This window comes from Acidimicrobiales bacterium (assembly GCA_035531755.1).
GTDB lineage: Bacteria > Actinomycetota > Acidimicrobiia > Acidimicrobiales > UBA8190 > DATKSK01.
Window position 1 is genome coordinate 1 of sequence record DATKSK010000059.1, and the last position, 18,367, is coordinate 18,367.

At 72.5% G+C, this 18,367-nt stretch carries 12 protein-coding genes and 1 riboswitch; of the genes, 5 read left to right on the plus strand and 7 right to left on the minus strand.

What is annotated here, in order from left to right; all coding sequences use genetic code 11:
• Positions 1-300: 300 nt before the first annotated feature.
• The gene (locus tag VMV22_12095) at positions 301-1,902 is read right to left on the minus strand and encodes a PQQ-binding-like beta-propeller repeat protein (GenBank protein ID HUY23066.1); all 1,602 of its coding nucleotides are present in this window, start codon (positions 1,900-1,902) and stop codon (positions 301-303) included.
• Entirely contained in the window at positions 1,899-3,317 is a 1,419-nt protein-coding gene (locus VMV22_12100; protein ID HUY23067.1) for a hypothetical protein, read from the minus strand. Before VMV22_12100 ends, VMV22_12095 begins: the two co-directional genes overlap by 4 nt.
• Positions 3,318-3,427: 110 nt before the next feature.
• Here VMV22_12100 and VMV22_12105 point away from each other — a divergent pair, with 110 nt between their 5' ends.
• Positions 3,428-3,877 carry a peroxiredoxin gene (locus VMV22_12105; protein HUY23068.1) on the plus strand — a complete coding sequence of 150 codons (450 nt, stop codon included), beginning with the start codon at positions 3,428-3,430 and terminating at the stop codon, positions 3,875-3,877.
• 15 nt (positions 3,878-3,892) lie between these two features.
• Here VMV22_12105 and VMV22_12110 read toward each other — a convergent pair whose 3' ends face one another.
• The 3 genes from VMV22_12110 to VMV22_12120 all read right to left on the minus strand — a co-directional run bounded on the left by VMV22_12110 (position 3,893) and on the right by VMV22_12120 (position 6,495).
• Positions 3,893-4,855 carry a pirin family protein gene (locus VMV22_12110; protein HUY23069.1) on the minus strand — a complete coding sequence of 321 codons (963 nt, stop codon included), beginning with the start codon at positions 4,853-4,855 and terminating at the stop codon, positions 3,893-3,895.
• A gap of 142 nt (positions 4,856-4,997) precedes the next feature.
• Positions 4,998-5,747: a Type 1 glutamine amidotransferase-like domain-containing protein gene (locus VMV22_12115; protein HUY23070.1), complete on the minus strand. Its 750-nt coding sequence runs from the start codon at positions 5,745-5,747 to the stop codon at positions 4,998-5,000.
• Positions 5,748-5,811: 64 nt separating this feature from the next.
• Positions 5,812-6,495: a VC0807 family protein gene (locus VMV22_12120; protein ID HUY23071.1), complete on the minus strand. Its 684-nt coding sequence runs from the start codon at positions 6,493-6,495 to the stop codon at positions 5,812-5,814.
• 239 nt (positions 6,496-6,734) lie between these two features.
• Positions 6,735-6,809: riboswitch (cyclic di-GMP riboswitch) on the plus strand.
• Positions 6,810-6,946: 137 nt separating this feature from the next.
• Here VMV22_12120 and VMV22_12125 point away from each other — a divergent pair.
• Positions 6,947-8,461 (plus strand): glycosyl hydrolase, encoded by a 1,515-nt coding sequence (locus VMV22_12125; protein ID HUY23072.1) that lies wholly within the window; start codon positions 6,947-6,949, stop codon positions 8,459-8,461.
• Positions 8,462-8,746: 285 nt separating this feature from the next.
• Positions 8,747-10,156, plus strand: a complete 1,410-nt coding sequence (locus VMV22_12130) for a glycosyl hydrolase (GenBank protein HUY23073.1) — start codon at positions 8,747-8,749, stop codon at positions 10,154-10,156.
• A 43-nt stretch (positions 10,157-10,199) separates the two neighbouring features.
• Here VMV22_12130 and VMV22_12135 read toward each other — a convergent pair whose 3' ends face one another.
• Positions 10,200-11,720: a glycosyltransferase family 39 protein gene (locus tag VMV22_12135; GenBank protein ID HUY23074.1), complete on the minus strand. Its 1,521-nt coding sequence runs from the start codon at positions 11,718-11,720 to the stop codon at positions 10,200-10,202.
• 383 nt (positions 11,721-12,103) lie between these two features.
• Here VMV22_12135 and VMV22_12140 point away from each other — a divergent pair, with 383 nt between their 5' ends.
• Entirely contained in the window at positions 12,104-15,745 is a 3,642-nt protein-coding gene (locus VMV22_12140) for an IPT/TIG domain-containing protein (GenBank protein HUY23075.1), read from the plus strand.
• 63 nt (positions 15,746-15,808) lie between these two features.
• Here the strand turns inward: VMV22_12140 and VMV22_12145 are convergent, their stop codons facing one another.
• Entirely contained in the window at positions 15,809-17,134 is a 1,326-nt protein-coding gene (locus VMV22_12145) for a glycosyl hydrolase (GenBank protein HUY23076.1), read from the minus strand.
• 698 nt (positions 17,135-17,832) lie between these two features.
• Between VMV22_12145 and VMV22_12150 the strand changes: the two genes are divergently transcribed.
• Positions 17,833-18,367: hypothetical protein (locus VMV22_12150; GenBank protein HUY23077.1), on the plus strand; the 535-nt coding region annotated here is incomplete at its 3' end.

Sequence of the window (18,367 nt, forward strand, 5' to 3'; positions counted from 1 at the left end):
AATTGCCTCGTCACGCCGCACAGCGCGGGAAACTCCAGCGCCGTCATGCGGTTGTTGGCGCGGCGCGTGGAGGACAACGTCCGCCGCTTCGGTGCGGGCGAGGAACTGATCGGCGTCGTGGACCCCGTCGCCGGCTACTGAGCGGGCGCGACCCTCGTGGCGCGCGGCGCCGTCCACGGGGCCGGCCACGCCCCGCCCCGGTCCACGGCGGCGCCGTCGGGCAGGGGATCGGTCCACGCCCGGCCACCGACGGCGGTGCGCTCGTGGGCGCGCTCCCCGGGGTGGGCGGCGTCGGGGATGTCAGCCGCCCGCGGGGACGACCGGTGGCTTGCCGCCGGGGGTGAGCACCTCGATGCCGGCGGGCGACGCCGCGTATGTCGACCCGGTGCCGAGCACCAGGGCGTCGCCCACGGTGGCGATGCCCGACCAATTCGACGCGGGCACGGGGACCGACTTCAGGAGCCGGCCGCTGGCGGCGTCGCGCACCTGCACCACGGCGCCGTTGAGCGCCAACCCGTTGAACGTCATGCCGCCCGCCACGGTGGTGGGCGCGAACGTGGCGGCGTGGACCCCCTGCCAGACCACCGCGCCGGTGGCGGCGTCGAAGGCGTGCACCGACGGCTCCTGCATCGGCGTGTCGCGCGGGTTGCCGGGGGCGCAGAACACCTCGCCGTTGCCCTCGAACCGACCGAAGTCGCCGAGGGCGGTGGAGCCGTAGACGCGCGTGCCGTCGTAGGCCGTGGTGGCGATGAACCCGCCCGAGAACCCGCCGAACACCACGTTGGTCGCCCACCGCTGGTGGCCCGTGGCCGGGTCGAGGGAGTAGTAGGTGCCGTCCTTGCCGCCCACACCGAGGAACACGGTGGTGCCCCGGGCGTCCACGCCGGCGTTGGGGGTGGCGCCGAAGTCGAGGTCGCATTCCTGGTCCGTGCGGACCGGGCGGAACGACCAGGCGGGCAGGCCGGTGTCGATGTGCAGCGCGAAGACCGACTCGCTGTAGGGCGGGGGGTTGGAGAAGTGGCAGTCGGCGATGTCGAAGACGACGAGGCCCTGGTCGGGCAGCACCGTCCCCGACGACCACACCCCGCCGCAGCCGTCGTTCTGGAGCCGTCCCTGGGCATCGGCATCGGTCTGGTACTCCCACGCCGGCGCCCCGGTGTCGAGGTCGGCCGCCACGACGTAGCCGCGCGAGCCGCGGCTGCCGTCGGCATCCACCCCGAAGAGGATCCTGCTCCCCACGACCACGGGGGACGAGAAGATGCGCGTGCCGTCGGTGGAGGGGCTCGGCGGCTCCTCGGGGCGCCCCGTGTAGTCGTGGCGCCAGAAGAGCGCGCCGGTGTGGGCGTTCAGCGCGTAGAGCGTGTAGCCGCCGCCGAAGATGACGAGGTCGGGGCGCGCGCCGGCACCCTTTTCGTACCAGGCCGAAGAGGTGACGAGGCCACCGTCCGACGTGATGTCGCGCGGCTTCTCGCCGGGGTAGGGGTGCACGGCGTCCTGGCGGCTCAGTGTGAACTTCCACGCCAGCTTGCCGGTGGCGAGGTCCACTGCGTAGAACTTCCCGTCCCACGACCCCACGTACACCATGCCGTCGACGACGGTGGGCGTGGCCGTCACGGCGTCGCCGGTCGGGAAGAACCAGGACTGGCGCAGCGTGCGCACGCCGGCGTCGGTCAGGGTGGTGCGGCCGTGGAAGGTGTGCTGGGCGTCGTGCCCGTAGGTGGGCCAGTCCCAGGCGCCCGGGGCGACGTGCGTGTCGGCCGGGGGGGCCGACACCACGGCGGCCGCGTCGCCGGCCGCCGAGCACCCCGCCAGGACGACCGCCGCCAACGCCCCGGCGACGAGCGTCCCGAGCCCGTGCGCGCCCGCACCGTGCGCGCCGGCGCCGGGAGCGGCGCGCCTCAAGTCCCGAAGCCGGCCTTGGCCGGGGCCGTGGACGCCGGGCCCCGGGCGGGCGCGTCGTTCTCCGACGGGCCCGACGCCGGCGGCACGATGGCGCCCTGCGGGTACGGGCACACGGTATGGGCGGGGACGCACACCGTGACGCTGGTGGGGAAGTCGAACCCGCCCGCCACCACGTGCGGCGTCGACGGCTGCCCGTGGGTGAAGCTCACCGACATGACGCGGCCGCCGTAGTCGCCCGGCCCACAGCCGATGAGCGTGTTGCCGCCCCGGCACACGATATGGATGTCGACGAAGTACAGCGTCCCGTCGGGGGCGAACGCCATCCCGAACGGGTTGTAGCTGTTGGGGTCCTTGCCGAGGTCCACGAGCGGCGTCCCCGGCAACGGCGTGCGGCCCGGCACGGGGTGGCCCTTGTCGTCGAACCAGGCGATCGAGGGGTTCCCGAAGAAGCTGCTGATGGCGTAGCAGTCGCACGTCGGGTCGTGGGCGACGCCGTCGGCGAACGGCAGGTCGGACCCGCTCCCCTTGAAGAACACCGACATCTTGAGCGAGCCCCGCGGGTACAGCCCGTTCGGGCAGTCCGCCGCGCTGCGCGGGTAGCTGGTGTGGTCGACGCGCATGACCTCGTCGGTGCCGGCCTCGGGCAGTAGCAGGTCGCCGTTGTCCGTGGTGGTGAGCATGCCCGGCTGGCTGAGGCCCAGGATGCCGTCGACGTGGTGCGGGCCCACGCCCTGGGAGATGGGCCCGTACACGATGCAGTACGTCGTGTAGCTGGGCGCGAACCACTCCACCAGCCGGCCGTCGTCGGGGACGGGGAACGATCCTTGGGCCGTGCCGATGTCGGTGGCGAAGAGGTTCAGGTCGTGGTCGAAGGCGCACCCCGTGTACGTGCTGTTGCCGTTGAAGTCGCCCTGGGCCGTGGCCGGCGAGTCCTCGCCGACGGACTGGCCTGGCAGCGTGAAGGGCCCGGGCACGTAGAGCATCTGGCCGCTGAAGGCGCCGTTGGCGAGGTCGAGCTCCTCCCCGATGGCGGGCTGCTTGTACGGCTTCAGACCTCCGGGGTTGCGCTGGCTCGGCACCGTGGGGTCGACGCCTCCCACGTAGCGGCCGCTGCCGTCGGGGACGATGCACATCTGGCCGTTCAGGTCCCACGCCGGCATGAGCTGGCCCAGCGTGCCCGACGGCATCGACGCCATGTCGACCTCCTCGTTCTGGTCCCAGTAGACGAGGTAGCCGGGTGTGCCCGTCACCCCGCCCACGGGTGCGGGATGGCTCCGAGCGCTCCGCGTCGTGGGCGTGGTGGTCGTCGTCCTCCCCGACGCCGTCGACGCCGAATTGGACGAACACGCTGCCAGCAGCGTGGCGCACCCCACCGCCACGCCTGCCAGCGCACGGAACTTGCCGCCCCGACCCATGTCACCCCCGAGTGCCGTCCTCCGCCCCCGCGACGAAGCTGACGCGGGCGTCATGCTAGGCGGGGGCCCGACGACGTGCTCGACCCCCGGGGGCGGTAACGTCGCCGTCGATGAAGACCGGTGACCGTGTGGCGGACTTCGAGCTCCCGGACGACACGGGCGCCACCCTCCGGCTGAGCGAGCTCCTGGCCACGGGGCCGGTGGTGCTCTTCTTCTACCCGGCGGCCATGACCACGGGCTGCACCCGCGAGAGCTGCCACTTCCGCGACCTGAAGGCCGAGTTCGAGGCGGTCGGAGCCCGGCGGGTCGGCATCAGCGCCGACACCGTGGAGAAGCAGCGGCAGTTCTCGGAGAAGCACGCCTTCGACTTCCCCCTGCTGTCGGACCCCGACCGGACCGTGGCCACGCAATTCGGGGTGAAGCGGGGGTTCAGCATCCTCCCCAACAAGCGCTCCACCTTCGTCATCGACACCGACAGCCGGGTCCTGGCCGTCGTCAACAGCGAGGTCAACATGAACGGCCACGCCGACAAGGCGCTCGAGGTGCTGCGCTCCCGCTAGAGCCGGTACGCCCCGTCAGCCGATGTGGTCGGCGGGGATGGTGCCGAGCGCGCCGCGCCGGTAGTCCTCCAGGGCCTGGGCGATCTCCGCCCGCGTGTTCATGACGAAGGGGCCGTAGGCCACGACCGGCTCGCGGATGGGCCGTCCTCCGAGGACGAGCACGTCCAGGGTCGGCGAGCGCGACTCCTGCTGCTCGCGGGCGTCGACCACGACGGCGTCACCGTCGCCGAACACGGCCAGCTGCCCCATGCGCACCGGCCGGCCGTCGGTGCCCACGGTCCCCTCGCCGGCGAGGACGTAGGCGAGGGCGTTGTAGTCGCGCGGCCACGGGAGCTCCACACGCGCTCCCGGGCTCACGGTCACGTGCGCCATGGCCATGGGCGTGTGGGTCACGCCCGGACCGGCGTGCCCGGACAGTTCGCCGGCGATCACGCGCACCAGCGCGCCGCCGTCGGGCGACGACACCAGCGCCACCTGCCCGGCTCTGATGTCCTGGTACCGGGGGTCGGCCCCCTTGTCCTGCGACGGCAGGTTGACCCACAGCTGGATGCCGTGGAACAGCCCGCCGCTGGTGACGAGCGCCTCGGGCGGCCGCTCGATGTGCAGGATCCCGGCGCCCGCCGTCATCCACTGGGTGTCGCCGTTGGTGATGAGGCCCCCGCCGCCGGTGGAGTCCTGGTGCTGGAAGGTGCCGTCGATCATGTAGGTCACGGTCTCGAAGCCGCGGTGGGGGTGCCAGGCGGTGCCCCGGGGCTCGCCCGGGCCGTAGTCGACCTCACCCATCTGGTCCATGTGCACGAACGGGTCGAGCGCCGACAGGTCCACGCCCGCGAAGGCACGCCGGACGGGGAACCCCTCGCCCTCGTAGCCCGACGGCGCGTCGGTGACCGACACCACCGTCCGGGCCCTGGACGAGGCGGGGTCGGGCGCCTCCAGACGCGGCAGGGAAAGGATGTCGTCCACGGTCACTGCCGGCATGGTGGGCCTCCTGGTCGTCGCTCTCCGGGCCGCCGTGCGACCCGCGCACTGCCTCCAACATTACTTGCGTGCACAACATTCCCCGGGGGTCGGGGGCCGGTCGCCCGCGGCGTCCACCGCAGCGCCGTGGCGGCGACGGTGCTCACCGGCGGGCCGCGCCGAGCGGCGGCGCCTCGCCGGGGCCGAAGCGCGTCCGCCCGTCGGGCCCGTGGAGCCACACCGCCCCGCGCCCCTGGACCTGCCAGGGACCGTCGGCGCGCACCAGGGCGGTCTCCTCCTCGATGCCGACCAGAGTGGTGCCCGGGGGCTGCCACGCCGCGAACCATTCGAGGGCGCCGGGCCGCCACCGCTCCAACCGGTCGTAGTGGGGGATGACGGCCAGGTCCCCGACCAGGCCGAGCCCGTTGGCGGCGCGGGACGCGCCCGGGGTGCGGCGAGGGGCACCTCCGGTGGGGACGAGCTCCTCGGGGGCACCCGCCGTGAGCGCCATCGCCCCGGCCGAGCACCCACCGAGGGCCGCCCCGCCCCGCCAGGCCGCCCGGATGGCGTCCCACAGCGGCGTCCCCCGCAGGGTCTCGGCCAGGTGGTGGGGGTTGCCGCCGGACAGGTAGACGAGCCCGGCGCCGTCGACCAGGGCGGCGACGGCGGGGTCCTCGGCATCGCCGCGGGTGCGCACGTCCACCGGCACGGCCTCGACCCCCATGGCCTCGTAGTGCCGGCGCCCGAGCTCGAGCCAGTAGGACACGCGGGCGTCGCCTTCGAGTGCCGCCGCGGTGGGGAGGAACACCGCCCGGCGCGGGCGGCCGGCGAGGAGCCCGGCGTCGACCGACTCCATGGCCGGGAGGAACTCGCCACTGCCCACCAGGGCCACGGGTCCCGGCTCGCCGGCCATCGGTCTCCTCGTCGCGGGGCCCGGGGGCCTGCGCCCCGGCTCCGGCGTCACCGTACCCGGTAGGTCAGGCCGGAACTTCCGCGGGGGCGCCGACCGGGACCGCGGCCGGCGCCGGCTCCAGCGGGCCCAGGCCACCGGTGAAGTGCACGGCGAAGCCCGCCTGGCGCATCACCCGGACGAACCACAGCGTGGAGAGCACGATCCCGCCCACGGTCAGCACGGCGGAGACGAGCGACCGCTCCAGCACGAAGCTGCGCACCGACGACTCGAGCAGCAGCCACATGACGAACCCGGCCTGGGTGGCGAGCACCACGCACCACAGAAAGGACAGCCGCAGGAAGAACCGGCGGACGAAGGGCCGGGTGAACATCTCGGGGTCGAGCGGGCAGAAGTCGCGGGCCAGGCGCTCGATGATGGGGCGCCGGGCGACGGCGGTGACGAGGAAGAGCAGCGCCACCAGGAAGGTGCTGGCGGTGGGCTGCACGAAGTAGAGGAAGGCGCTGCCCGTGACGTAGGCGACCACCGTCCGGGCGGCCACCAGCACCACGCTCAGGACGAGAACGGTGGGCACCGTCTGCCGGCGCACCACCCGCCGGGCCACCGCCAGGACCGACCAGGCGAGGGCGGCGATCAGCGCGCCCCGGAAGCCGTCCAGGAGCAGGACCACGTAGAAGAGCGCGCCCGGGATGATCGTGCTCTCCAGGAGGGGCGGGAGCGCGTGCCGCACCACGGCGCGCAGGGACGGCAACCGAAGGATCCCGTCCCCCCCGTCGTCCCCCCCGGCTGCGACGCCGCCCTGAGCCGCGCACGGATCGGTCCCCGATTCCGCCGTGATCGGGCCACGGTAGCACGGGGCCCTTTGCGCGCCTAGGGAGAACAGCAGGCGGACCTTCTCGTGAAGCGTGCCAACAATCACCACTCTGCTATCGGCTGCCTCTTTGTTACCACTTAGTAAAGACGGCGCGGACCGCCGACGATGCCGCCTCCGCATTCGAAAGGCAAACCCCTCGTGAGGGGGGGACGCAACGCCACGGGACTCGCAGAGTCAGCCGGGCTGCCGAACGGGCAACCGATCGTAAGCCCCTCCAGGGGCCCCGGTGGCACGCGCCTGTCCGCAGACCCGGTCTCACGGCAGAGGGGGAGACATGGGTCACAGAGGACTTCAGCAATCGCAGGCCACGACCAGGCGTCGCAGGGCGGTGCCGGGATCGTTGATCGGTGGTGTGCTCGCCCTCGCCATGGTGGGCGCCGGCGCCGTCCTGGCGGCCCCCCCGGCCTCGGCCAGCTCGGCAGCCCAGCTCGGGCTGTTCGTCAACAGCCAGACCCAGAGCGCCACGCAGGCCGATGCCAATTCGGTCGGCGTCGGCAGCAACCTCCAGGTCGTCACGACCTTCGAGAACGGCACCGGTGGCTATCCCAGCCAGGCCGACGGCCCGCTCCGCCTCAGCGTCGCCGTCGGGAACATGACGCCCTCCCAGTCGACCGCCATGGCCCAGACCCTGGTGGCCCGCGGCCACGCCGACGCCTACATCCGCGTCATGTGGGAGCAGAACCAGAACGTGAAGGGCTGGTTCACCGCGTGGAACGAGACCAGCTACTCGGCGTCGGCCTGGATCGCCGAGTACCGGTCCATCGTCACCGCCATGCGCGCCGTGACGGGGCAGCACTTCGTCTTCGTGTGGAACCCCGACTCGGGCAACTGGTCCAGCAACCAGAACGCCGGCCGCACCAATACCGACACCTGGCCCGGCGGTTCCTACGTGGACGTCGTCGGCATCGACGCCTACGACAACAGCGCCGTCCAGAGCAACGTCGGCAAGTGGATCACGTTCGCCAAGGCGCAGGCCAAGGCCATCGCCTTCCCCGAGTGGGGCCTGCACGGCAGCGACGACCCGGCATTCATCAACTGGATGGCCACCACCGTCGCCGCCAACGACACCGCCTACCAGGCGTACTTCGACTACTGCGGGTCGATCTGCTCGCAGCTCAGCCAATACCCGAACAGCAAGGCCGCCTTCGCCAAGGACTTCGGCGGCACACTGCCGACCACCACCACCACCACGCCGACGCCGACCACCACGACGACGCCGACCACCACGACGACGCCGACCACCACCACCACGCCGACCACCGCGACCACGCCGACCACCACGACCCCGCCCGTCGTCACGACGGCGCCGGCGGTGCCGACCGGTCTCGCCGCCAACGTGAGCGGGACGACCGTCGCGCTGTCATGGACCAACCAGGCCGGGACGCTCGGTGACGACGTGTTCCGCGACGGGGCCGAGATCGCGTGGCCGGGATGGCCCAGCGCGGCGGTGTCCACCTACACGGACGCCAAGCTGGCGGTCGGTGCGCACAGCTACACGGTGGCGGCCTACAACTCCACCGGGCTCGGCGCCAAGAGCGCCGCGGTCGCGGCCACGGTCGCCCCCGTGGTCGTCGTGCCCACCGGGCCGCCGGCGGCGCCGACAGGTCTCAGGGCCGCGGTGAGCGGCACCACGGTGACACTCACCTGGGCCAACCCTGCGGGGACGCTCGGTGACGACGTCTACCGCGACGGCGCCAAGGTGGCGTGGCCGGGATGGCCGAGCGCGGCCGTGACGACCTACGCCAATGCCAACGTGGCGCACGGGACGCACACCTACACCGTCAGCGGGTACAACTCGTACGGCGAGGGCCCGCGCTCGATGTCGGTCACGGTCACCGTGTGAGCCCTCCGTCCGACGGGCCCGGCCTCGCCGGCGCCTCGGGCTGGACCTCACGTTCTGTGAGACCAGGCACGCCACGCTCCGTGGCGTGCCTGGTCGCTTCCGAGCCCTGGGGCCCGGCCCCCGGCCCCGTCCCCGGCCCAGGCGCCGGGCCCCCCCCGGCGGCCGCGGGCCCCGCTCCCGGCCCCGGCCGGCATCGAAGAGATTCGGGGGGTGCTCATCGGGTAACGTCACGCCCGGAGTGGGGGGCGAAGGATGAGGTACGGCAACACCGCGAAGGTCGAGTCCGTGACGGCTGCGGTCCGGCGCCGGGCCGGGCGCACGCGCCGGGTGCCGGTGGTCGTCCTGGTGTCGGTGGCCGCGCTGTGCTCGGTGTCGGCGGTCTCAGCCGGTGCCGCGGGGGCGGCCACCACCGGGCCGGGGAGCATCACCGTGACCCCGACGGCCGTGGCCGGGTCGGCGACGGTCAACGCCTCGCTGCGCTACACGGCGCCCAGCGGGGGACTGTCGGCCGGTGTCGTGAAGATCGCCGTCCCCCTCGGGTGGAGCCACCCCCAGATAAGGCACCCGGCGCGCCGGGGGTACGCGACGACGAGCAAGGGCGTGATCTCGATCGCGCGCCGCAGCGTCGTGATCTCGTCGCTCACCTTGTGCGGAGGCTGCTCGATCACGGTTCGCGTCACGAACTCGAGGACCCCGCGCGTCAAGCGGGTGTCGAAGTTCGTGACCAGGAGCGCACGCTCGGCCGGCGCGGCCTTGAAGCCGCTCGCCGTGCAACCGACGGTGAGCGTGGTCCCCCTGGTCGTCCCCCCGGTGTTCACCCCGGGCGGGTCGGTCAGCGGTCTCGGCGACTACGCCGGCGGCAACAACCCCCTCGGGATCGCCCGCTTCGGGTCGGCCACGGGCGCCCCCCTGACGCTCGCCACCGACTATCTCAACGGGTCGAACGGCTGGAGTGGCATGGAGAGCGTCGGGGGCATCGGCGCCTGGCGCAGCTCGCGCTACCGGCTCGTCCTGGGCGTCCCCATCATCCCCAACGGCACCGGCGGGACACTGGCCGGCGGCGCGGCCGGGTCGTACAACTCGCATTTCGTGACCCTGGCCCGCAACCTGGTCGGCGGCGGGGAGGGCGATGCCATCTTGCGGCTCGGCTGGGAGTTCAACGCCAACTGGTACAACTGGGGTGTCTACAACGCCAACGACGCCACCAATTACGCGGCCTTCTTCCGCAACATCGTGAAGGCCATGCGCTCGGTGCCCGGCCAGGCCTTCCAGTTCGTGTGGAACTCCAACGGGCAGGGCCCCACGAGCTACTCCCCGTCCCAGGCCTACCCGGGCAGCGCCTACGTCGACTACATCGGCTCGGACGTCTACGGCAACTGCTGGTGCAGCCCCTTCACCCCCCAGAGCGGATGGGCCATGCAGGTCTCCCAGCCGTGGGGCCTCGACTGGCTGGCGTCGTTCGCCGCGCAGGTGGGCAGGCCCATCGTCTTCCCCGAATGGTCGGTCGACTACCGGCCCGACGGGCACGGGCTCGGTGACGACCCCTACTTCGTCAACCAGCTGGCCGCCTGGATGGGCTCGCACAACGTGGCCTGGAGCGCGATCTTCTCCTACAACGCCCCGGACCAGCAGAACGACATCACCGACGGCAACTTCCCCCAGTCCCTGGCGGCGTTCAAGGCGGACTTCGGCTGATCGGCTGATCGGCCCGCCCGGCTGGTCACGCCGCCGGGCTGGCCTATTCGGTGGTGGGGCGGCTCGTGGCGTACTCGACGACGCTGATGCCGGTGAAGCCGAAGGTGTGCACCGGGTGCAACCCGGCGGCGGCCAGCCCCGTGAGGACCGAGTGCTTGCGGCCCGCGTACAGGTCCGCCTGGCTCAGCACCAGCCAGACCCGGGCGTGGCCCTGGGCCGCCGCCGACACCGTGCTCGCCTGCACGGGGACGTCGCTGTCGTAGAGCAGCGGGTCCTTCTGCCACCCGAGGGACGGGAAGACCGGCTCGAGGCGCCGCTGGGCCGCCGGGTGCCCCTGCAGGTACCACTCGAAGGGGATGCGCATGTAGGCGGGGAACACCACCACGCCGTCGCCCGGCTGCGAGCGGTCGGCGATGGTGGTCAGCGCGGCGCGCCAGTCCTCACTGGGCCCGTGCGCGTACCAGTGCCACAGGCCCGCGCCCGAGGCCGCCACCAGCAGCGTGAGCCCGACCGCCATGGCGCGCCGTGACAGGCGGGCCAGGCCCGCGCCCACCAGCATGACGGCCGGCGGGAGGAACACGATGAGGTAGCGCACGACCAGGAGCGGCTTGTAGGCGAACGACAGGAACACGACGGCGGCGACGGGGACGACGAGCCAGCACAGCGTGAACATGACGGGCCAATTGGCCATCCACGCCGCCGTCCGGGGCCGGCGCTTCAGGACGACCACCATCCCCACCACCGCCACCACCACGACGAGGATCCCGACGTCGATCAGCGAGTGCGGCACCTTGTCGCGCACCTTGCTGAATATGTGCCCGGCCGAGGTCCCCGAGGCCCAGTTGACGCCGGAGCTGTCGTTGGAGCGGATCAACAGGCCGAGGGGCACGAGCAGCACCGCCAGCCCCACGGCGGACGCCACGAGCCGCCTCCAGGCGACGCGTCCTGGCGGCGTGAACGCCAGGGAGCAGGCGTGGCTCAGCGGCACGAGCGCGGCCCAGAAGTTCGTGTAGGCCGCCAGTGCCGACACCACCACGTAGGCCGCCCACATGGGCCAGCCCGACGACCGGCGGAGCCCCCGCACGAACAGCGCCGACGACGCCGACACGAGGAGGAGGCTCAACGCGTAGCCGCGTGTGTCCTGGGCGAGCTCGACGATGAGCGGGTTGACCGCCAGCAGCACGCCGCCGATCAGCGCCGCCCTGGGCCCGAACAGTTCGCGGGTGAGGAACACGAGGACGGCCAGCGCGCCCAGGCTGGCCACGACGGACAGGCTGCGCACCGCGACCTCGCTGTGGCCCACGTTCGACCACACCCGCAGCACGAGGTAGTAGAGGGCCATGTTGGACTCGCGGTGGAGGACCGACTGGGTGAAGCGGTGCCACGGGGCCTTGGCGATGGTGGTGCTCACCGTCTCGTCCAGGTAGAGGCTGCCCCGGCCCAGGAACGCGACGCTCGTGGCCGCGCCCAGGGCCATGGTGGCGGCGGCGGCCCAGCCCCAGTACCGCCCGCCCCCACGGGTGGCGGACGGCGTTCCGACGGCGGGCCCCAGCGTGGTGGTCATCGGTCCGCCATTCCCTTCAGGCGCGCCCGGGGTGTGCCGCCCCTGACCCCGCCGGTGGCGCTGCGCTGCGCCGGTCGTCCCTCGCCTGTGACGGCATGTGGGGTGATCATCCCCTCCCAATGTCACGTGGCTGCCAACGTCTCCTCAACCACCGGCCAACCCTGCCCCGGCCGGCCGGGGCAGCTCCCGCCTGGGCCATCTCTATTCCCGGCCAACTGGATCAACGTCCCGCCAACAACATTGACGCCTGGGAGCGCCCTTGACTATGCATACGCAGAGCGTTGGCCGGACGCTGAGCGTGGTGACTCCCAGGACCCTGGTCGTGGAGCCCCGGGACCGTTCATCCCGTCCCAGCCGCGCCACGGGGTGAACTGGAGACAAGCATGCGGGTGCGTATGTCGTCAGCGAAGCACCGGAGGCGCCGCACGCGCCGGTCGACGGTGCACTGGGCCCGCACCGCCGTGCTCGTGGCCTCGATCGGCGTCGTCGGCGGTGGCTTCGTCACGTCGGCGGCCGCCGCCGTCCCGGGCGCCCCCACGGGCCTGAGCGCCACCGTCAGCGGCACCAGTGTGATCCTGACCTGGACGAATGCCACCGGGGCGCTGGGCGCCAACGTCTATCGCGACACCTCGACCAAGTTCTGGGCCGGCGGGTACCCGAACCCCACCCCCACCACCTACACCAACACCTCGGTGCCGGCCGGCACCCACACCTACGCCGTGGCCGACTACAACTCGTCGGGGCTGGGCGCCCGGAGCGCCACCATCTCGGTGACCGTGGGCGGCACACCGCCGCCCGCCCCCACCGTCACGGGGCTGCTCCCGTCCTCCGGCTCGTCGGTCGGGGGGACGTCGGTCACGGTGAGCGGCACCAATTTCACCGGCGCCACGGCCGTCGCCTTCGGGCCGACCCCGGCGACCGGCTTCAGCGTGACCAACGCCACCACCATCACGGCCACCTCGCCGGCGGGGTCGGGGACCGTCGACGTGACCGTGACGACGGGCGGGGGCACGAGCGCCACCGGCGCCGCCGACCAATTCACCTACACCACGGCGCCGCCACCGCTCCCGACCGTCACCCTCGTCAACCCGAATTCGGGCCCGAGCGGGACGTCGGTGAACATCACCGGCACCGACCTCACCGGGGCGTCGGCGGTGGACTTCGGGGCCACCCCGGCCACCGGCTACACCGTCAATTCGGCCACCACCGTCACCGCCACGGTGCCGGCGGGCACGGGGACGGTCGACGTGACCGTCACCACGCCGGGGGGCACCAGCCTGACCAGTGCCAACGACCAGTTCACCTACAGCGCCGGGCCCCCGCCGGGGGCCGTCCCGTCGCCGGTGGCCGGCGGGTGGAAGCTCAACGGCTCGGCGACCCTCGTGACCACGGCGACGCCGCCCAACCTGCAGCTGACGGCGGCGAAGACCAACCAGGCGGGTTCGGCGTTCTGGCCCACGCCGGTGCCGGGCGTGGGGATCTCGGCGGCTTTCGACGCGTCGATCGGCGGCGGGACGGGCGCCGACGGGCTGACCTTCACCCTGGCCGACGCCAGCGTGACGGCCCCCTCCGCCCTCGGCGTCGCCGGCGGGGGTGAGGGGTTCTCGGGGATCACGGGCATCGCCGTGTCGCTCGACACCTACAAGAACTCCGTCAACCCCTCCAACAACTTCGTGGGCATCGCCACCGGGCCGGGCCCCACGTCGGACACCCTGCACTACGTGACGACGAACTCGTCGATCGCCTCGCTGCGCGGCACGGTCCACCACTTCGTCGTGACGACGTTCTCGACGGGCCTGTCGGTCACCATGGACGGCTCGCAGGTGCTGACCTACGCCACCGCGCTGCCGACGTCGGTCCTCGTCGGGTTCACCGGGGGCACGGGCGGGTCGACCGACATCCACGCCGTGCAGAACGTGTCGATCACGGCGGGCCCGCCGCCGCCCGTCCCGACGGTCACCGCCGTCAGCCCCGCCTCGGGCCCGAGCACCGGCGGCACCTCGGTGACCATCACCGGCACCGCCCTGACCGGCGCCTCGGCCGTCGACTTCGGCGGCATGGCGGTGGCCTCCTTCGCCGTGGACAGTGACACGTCCATCACGGCCACCACGGCGCCCACGGCCACGGGCACGGTGGACGTCACCGTGTCGACCCCTGGTGGCACGAGCGCGCCGAACGCGCCGGACGACCAGTTCACGTTCACGCCGCCCCCGGCGCCCACGGTGACCCTCGTCAACCCCGCGTCCGCTCCGGCGGGAACCTCGGTGACCATCACCGGCTCCGACCTCACCGGGGCGTCGGCCGTCGACTTCGGGCCCGCCAATCCTGCGGCCACGTTCTCCGTCACCAGCGCCACGTCGATGACGGCCACCGCCCCCAACGGCACGGGCACGGTGGACGTCACGGTGACGACCCCCGGCGGGACGAGCACCACGAGCACCGCCGACCAGTTCACGTACACGCTGCCGCCGACGCCCACCGTCACCGGCATCAATCCCACGAGCGGGCCCAACGGCACCTCGGTCACGATCACGGGCACCGACCTCACCGGCACGACCGGGGTGGCGTTCGGGACCACGGCGGCCACGACGTTCGCCGTCAGCAGCGCGACGTCGGTCACGGCCACGTCGCCGGGGGGCACCGGCACCGTGGACGTCACCGTCACCACGGCGGGCGGCACGAGCGCGGTGAACGCCGGTGACCAGTACACCTACACGGCGGGGCCGCCCCCGCCGCCCACACTCGTCACCACCTACCGGGGGGACCTGGGGCGCAGTGGCTACTACCCGGCGGAGACAGGGCTCACGACGGCCAACGCCGCCACGTTGAAGCTGCACTGGACCGACAGCGCCAGCGGGGGCAGCTTCGGCCAGCCCATCATCGCCGGCAACATGGTCTTCTGGGGCGACTGGAAGGGCCTGGTCCACGGCACGGCGCTGACGGGGAAGGACACGTGGACCGTCAACGTGGGGACCGACACGCCCCCGTCGACGGACAAGTGCTCGCCGGCGTCCGCCGGACCGACCGGCACGCCCACCGTGGGCATGATGGGCACGACACTGGTGCTGTACGTGCCGGGCGGTGACGACAACTTCTACGCCCTGAACGCGCAGACCGGCGCGCTCATCTGGAAGACGTCCGTGGCTCCGCAGCCGAACAACTTCCTGTGGGGCTCGCCCACCCTCGTCGACGGCAGCATCTACCAGGGCGTCGCCTCGTTCGGCGACTGCCCGCTGGTCCAGGGGAAGCTCGTGCAGCTCGACGCCTCGGCCGGGACGCTCCAGCACACCTTCACCACCGTCCCCAGCAACTGCCCGGGTGGTGGTGTGTGGGGCTCGCCGACCGTCGACACCGCGGATGGCAGCATCTACATCGTCACCGGCAACCCGAGCTGCACCGGGACCACTGACATCGCGCCGGCCATCATCAAGCTGAACGCGTCGGACCTGAGCCTGGTCTCGAGCTGGAAGGTGCCCACCTCCGCCCAGTCGGCCGGGGACGCCGACTTCGGCTCGACGCCGGTGCTGTTCACCGCGACCATCAACGGTCAGGCGCGGTCGCTGGTGGGTGCGGTCAACAAGAACGCCATCTTCTACGCCTTCGACCGCACCGATCTGGCGGCCGGGCCGGTGTGGCAGTCGACCGTCGGCACCGCCAGCGGTGACCCGGCCGTGGGCTCGATCGTGTCGGCCGCCTGGGACGGCACCAACCTGTACGTGGGCGGCGGCGGCGTCACGATCAACGGCACCAAGTGCACCGGGAACATCGACGCCCTCAACCCCGCCACCGGGGCGTTCGTGTGGCGGAGCTGCCAGTCCAGCCACATGTTCGCCGGCATCACGGCCGTCCCCGGCGTCATCGTGGAAGGCACCCTGGGCAACGCGGTCGTGTTCCTGAACGCCGCCACCGGCAGCACGCTGTTCACCTACAAGACGGCGAGCCAGGTCCAGGGCGAGGCGTCGGTGTCGAACGGGGTCGTCTACATCCCCGTCGCCAACGGGTCACTGGTGGCCCTGGGGCAGTAGCAGGCGCCCCGGCGCGTCGCGCACCAGGTCACCGGGATCGCTCAGCTGGTCACCGGGGATCGCTCAGCCGAAGTCCTGTCGGAACGCGGCCAGGGCGTTGGGGAAGGTCCCGTCGGTGATGGCGTCGGCCTGGCCGCCGGGGTCCGCGTTGAAGTAGCTGGTCCACGCCACGTTGTTCTGCGTGATCCATGCCGCGAACTGGTTGACGAAGTAGGGGTCGTCACCGAGGCCGTGGCCGTCGGAGCGTCGGGAGAGCCCCCACTCCGGGAAGACGATCGGCTTTCCCTGGCTGGCCGCGAACGACGACAGCCAGTCGAGGCCCCACGCGTGGGTGAGCTGGGACGCCCATCCGGCCTGCGGGGTCTGCGGGCTGCACCAGCAGTTGTCGTACATGTCGGTGCCGATGAAGTCGACGTACCCGCTCCCCGGGTACGCCTGGTCCGGCGTGTAGTTGGTGGGGCCGTCGCCGTTGGGGTTCCACACGAACGAGAACGACTGCCCCGGCACCGATCGCATGGCGTCGACGATGTGGCGCCAATAGCCGGCGAAGTTCGCCGCGTCGGTGGCGTTGCCGACACTCCACGGGTACCAGTTGCCGTTGAACTCCCACCCGAGACGCAGGTAGGCGTTCGCCGCCCCCGCGCTCACGAGGTTGCGGGCGAGCGTGACGAAGTACCCGTCGTAGGCACCCGACGCTCCCGCCGCCAACGTGCCGCCGGTGCCGTTGGGGATGATCGGCACGCCCAGGATGGGCGTGTACCCGCTGCCGCTCCACGTCCGTACGTTGGAGGCGGCGACCATCGTCCCCCAACCGCCGTTGCCCAACAGGTAGTCGGAGACGAACGTCGGGTGGGTGCCGGTGGCGGCGGCGAAGGCCGAGACGCCGCCGGGGCTGCCGTTGGTGAACACGGCCAGTGGGATGGTCTTGGCGGACCGCGCCAGGCGGGGTGCTACGGCGACGGGCGGCGTGGTCGTCGGGGCGGCGGCCTTCGCAGGCGGGGCGGCAGACCGCACGGCCGGGGCGGCCGACCGCCGGGGCGCGGCGGGCGAGGCCGAGGTGTGCGCGGTGGCCGTGGTGGTGGCCACGGGGGCCACCGTTGTCAGCGGTGTCGTCGTGGGAGGTGTGGTCGACGTCGTGGACGGCGTCGTCCGCGGCGTGCGGTGCGCCCGGAGCGCCCGGAGGGCGGTGTGCCCGGGGTGCCGATCGCTCAGGAGCGACGAGGCCGCATGCGGCTGCGGCGAGGACGACAGGTCCGCGCCGTCACCGACGACGACGATGGCCGACACCAACGGGGCCGCCATGACCTTGGCGGCGCGCCGGCGTCGGATGCTCTGCTGGGCGCGCCGGATGGCGTGGCGCGGTGGTGTGAATCGAATCAGGCTCAGCACAAGGTCTCCCCCCGCATCTGCGTCTCAGGCCGTCGGCCGCACTCGAATCCCACTGGACGCGGGGTCCGCCCACCCGCCGGTGGCCGCGTCGGAAACGGGGCGACCACTGGGTGCGGGGTCCGGTCGTGGGTCGGTGGCAACGTCACACGGCACGTGCCGCGGACCTTACCGATCGAGGTGCGACGTGTCGACTACCCCGGTGGCGCTGCGGCACCTGGTGCCAGTGTGTTCAACGAGGTACAGCGGGCTGGACGGGTTCCTGCGCAACGATGCGACGGTGTCGATCAGCGGGAATGGCGTGCGCCGAGTGCTCGGTGGGGCTACCGGGCCATCTGTGACCGGTATCGACGGAGGCGCCGCCACGGCCGCACCTCGTGGCGGTCGCCCTCCGGCGTCGTCCTGGCGCCGCGCCCGGGTCCCCTGATTTGCCAACGTCTTCACAACGCTTCCTCAAAGACGTCACATCCCCGGGCGCCGAAGGGCCCATTGGGCCCCACCGCTCTCAAGTCGCCCCGGGGGGATGCCGACGCCGATCGTGAGCCACGACCTCCGTGGCTTCATTCATGTGGCAGCGAAGTTCAGCAAGGCAACCCCTCTCGGGGGGGAAGACAAACGAGCCACGGGCTCGACGGTCAGCGGGTTGCCGCAGCACGAGCAGCACGAAGCCCGTCGCGTCCCGTGCCCAGCACGAGGAAGCCATGGAGCGATTCCACATCGGGCGGTTCAACGGACTGCCGAAGCAGGTCGTCGCCGCGCTGTTGGGCGTGGCGCTGATCGCCACCATCGGCGTGGACCTCACCGCACCGCCCCCGGAACGCGCCGCCGCCCCGCTGCCCCTCACCAGGCAGCACGACATGTCGCGCACGCTCCGCCCGCAGGTTCCGGCGGCGGTCCCCACCACGGTCACCACCGCGACCGTGCCGCCCACGACCACCACGGGCGTGCCGGCGCGCACCACCGGCTTCGTGCCCCCGCGCACCACGGTCCCGCCCCGTAAGCCCGCGGCACCGGCTCCGGCACCGTCGGTGCTCGCACCCCCGGTCCCCGCACCGTCGGTCCCCGCACCGTCGGCGTCGAGCCGTAGCCCGCGGACGGTCCCGTTGGGCGACTACGCCGGCGGCGACAACCCGAGTGGGATCGCCCGCTTCGCCTCCACCACCGGGACCCACCCGACCCTGGCCACCGACTACCTGAACGGCTCGTCGGGCTGGGGGTCGATGACGAGCGCGGGCG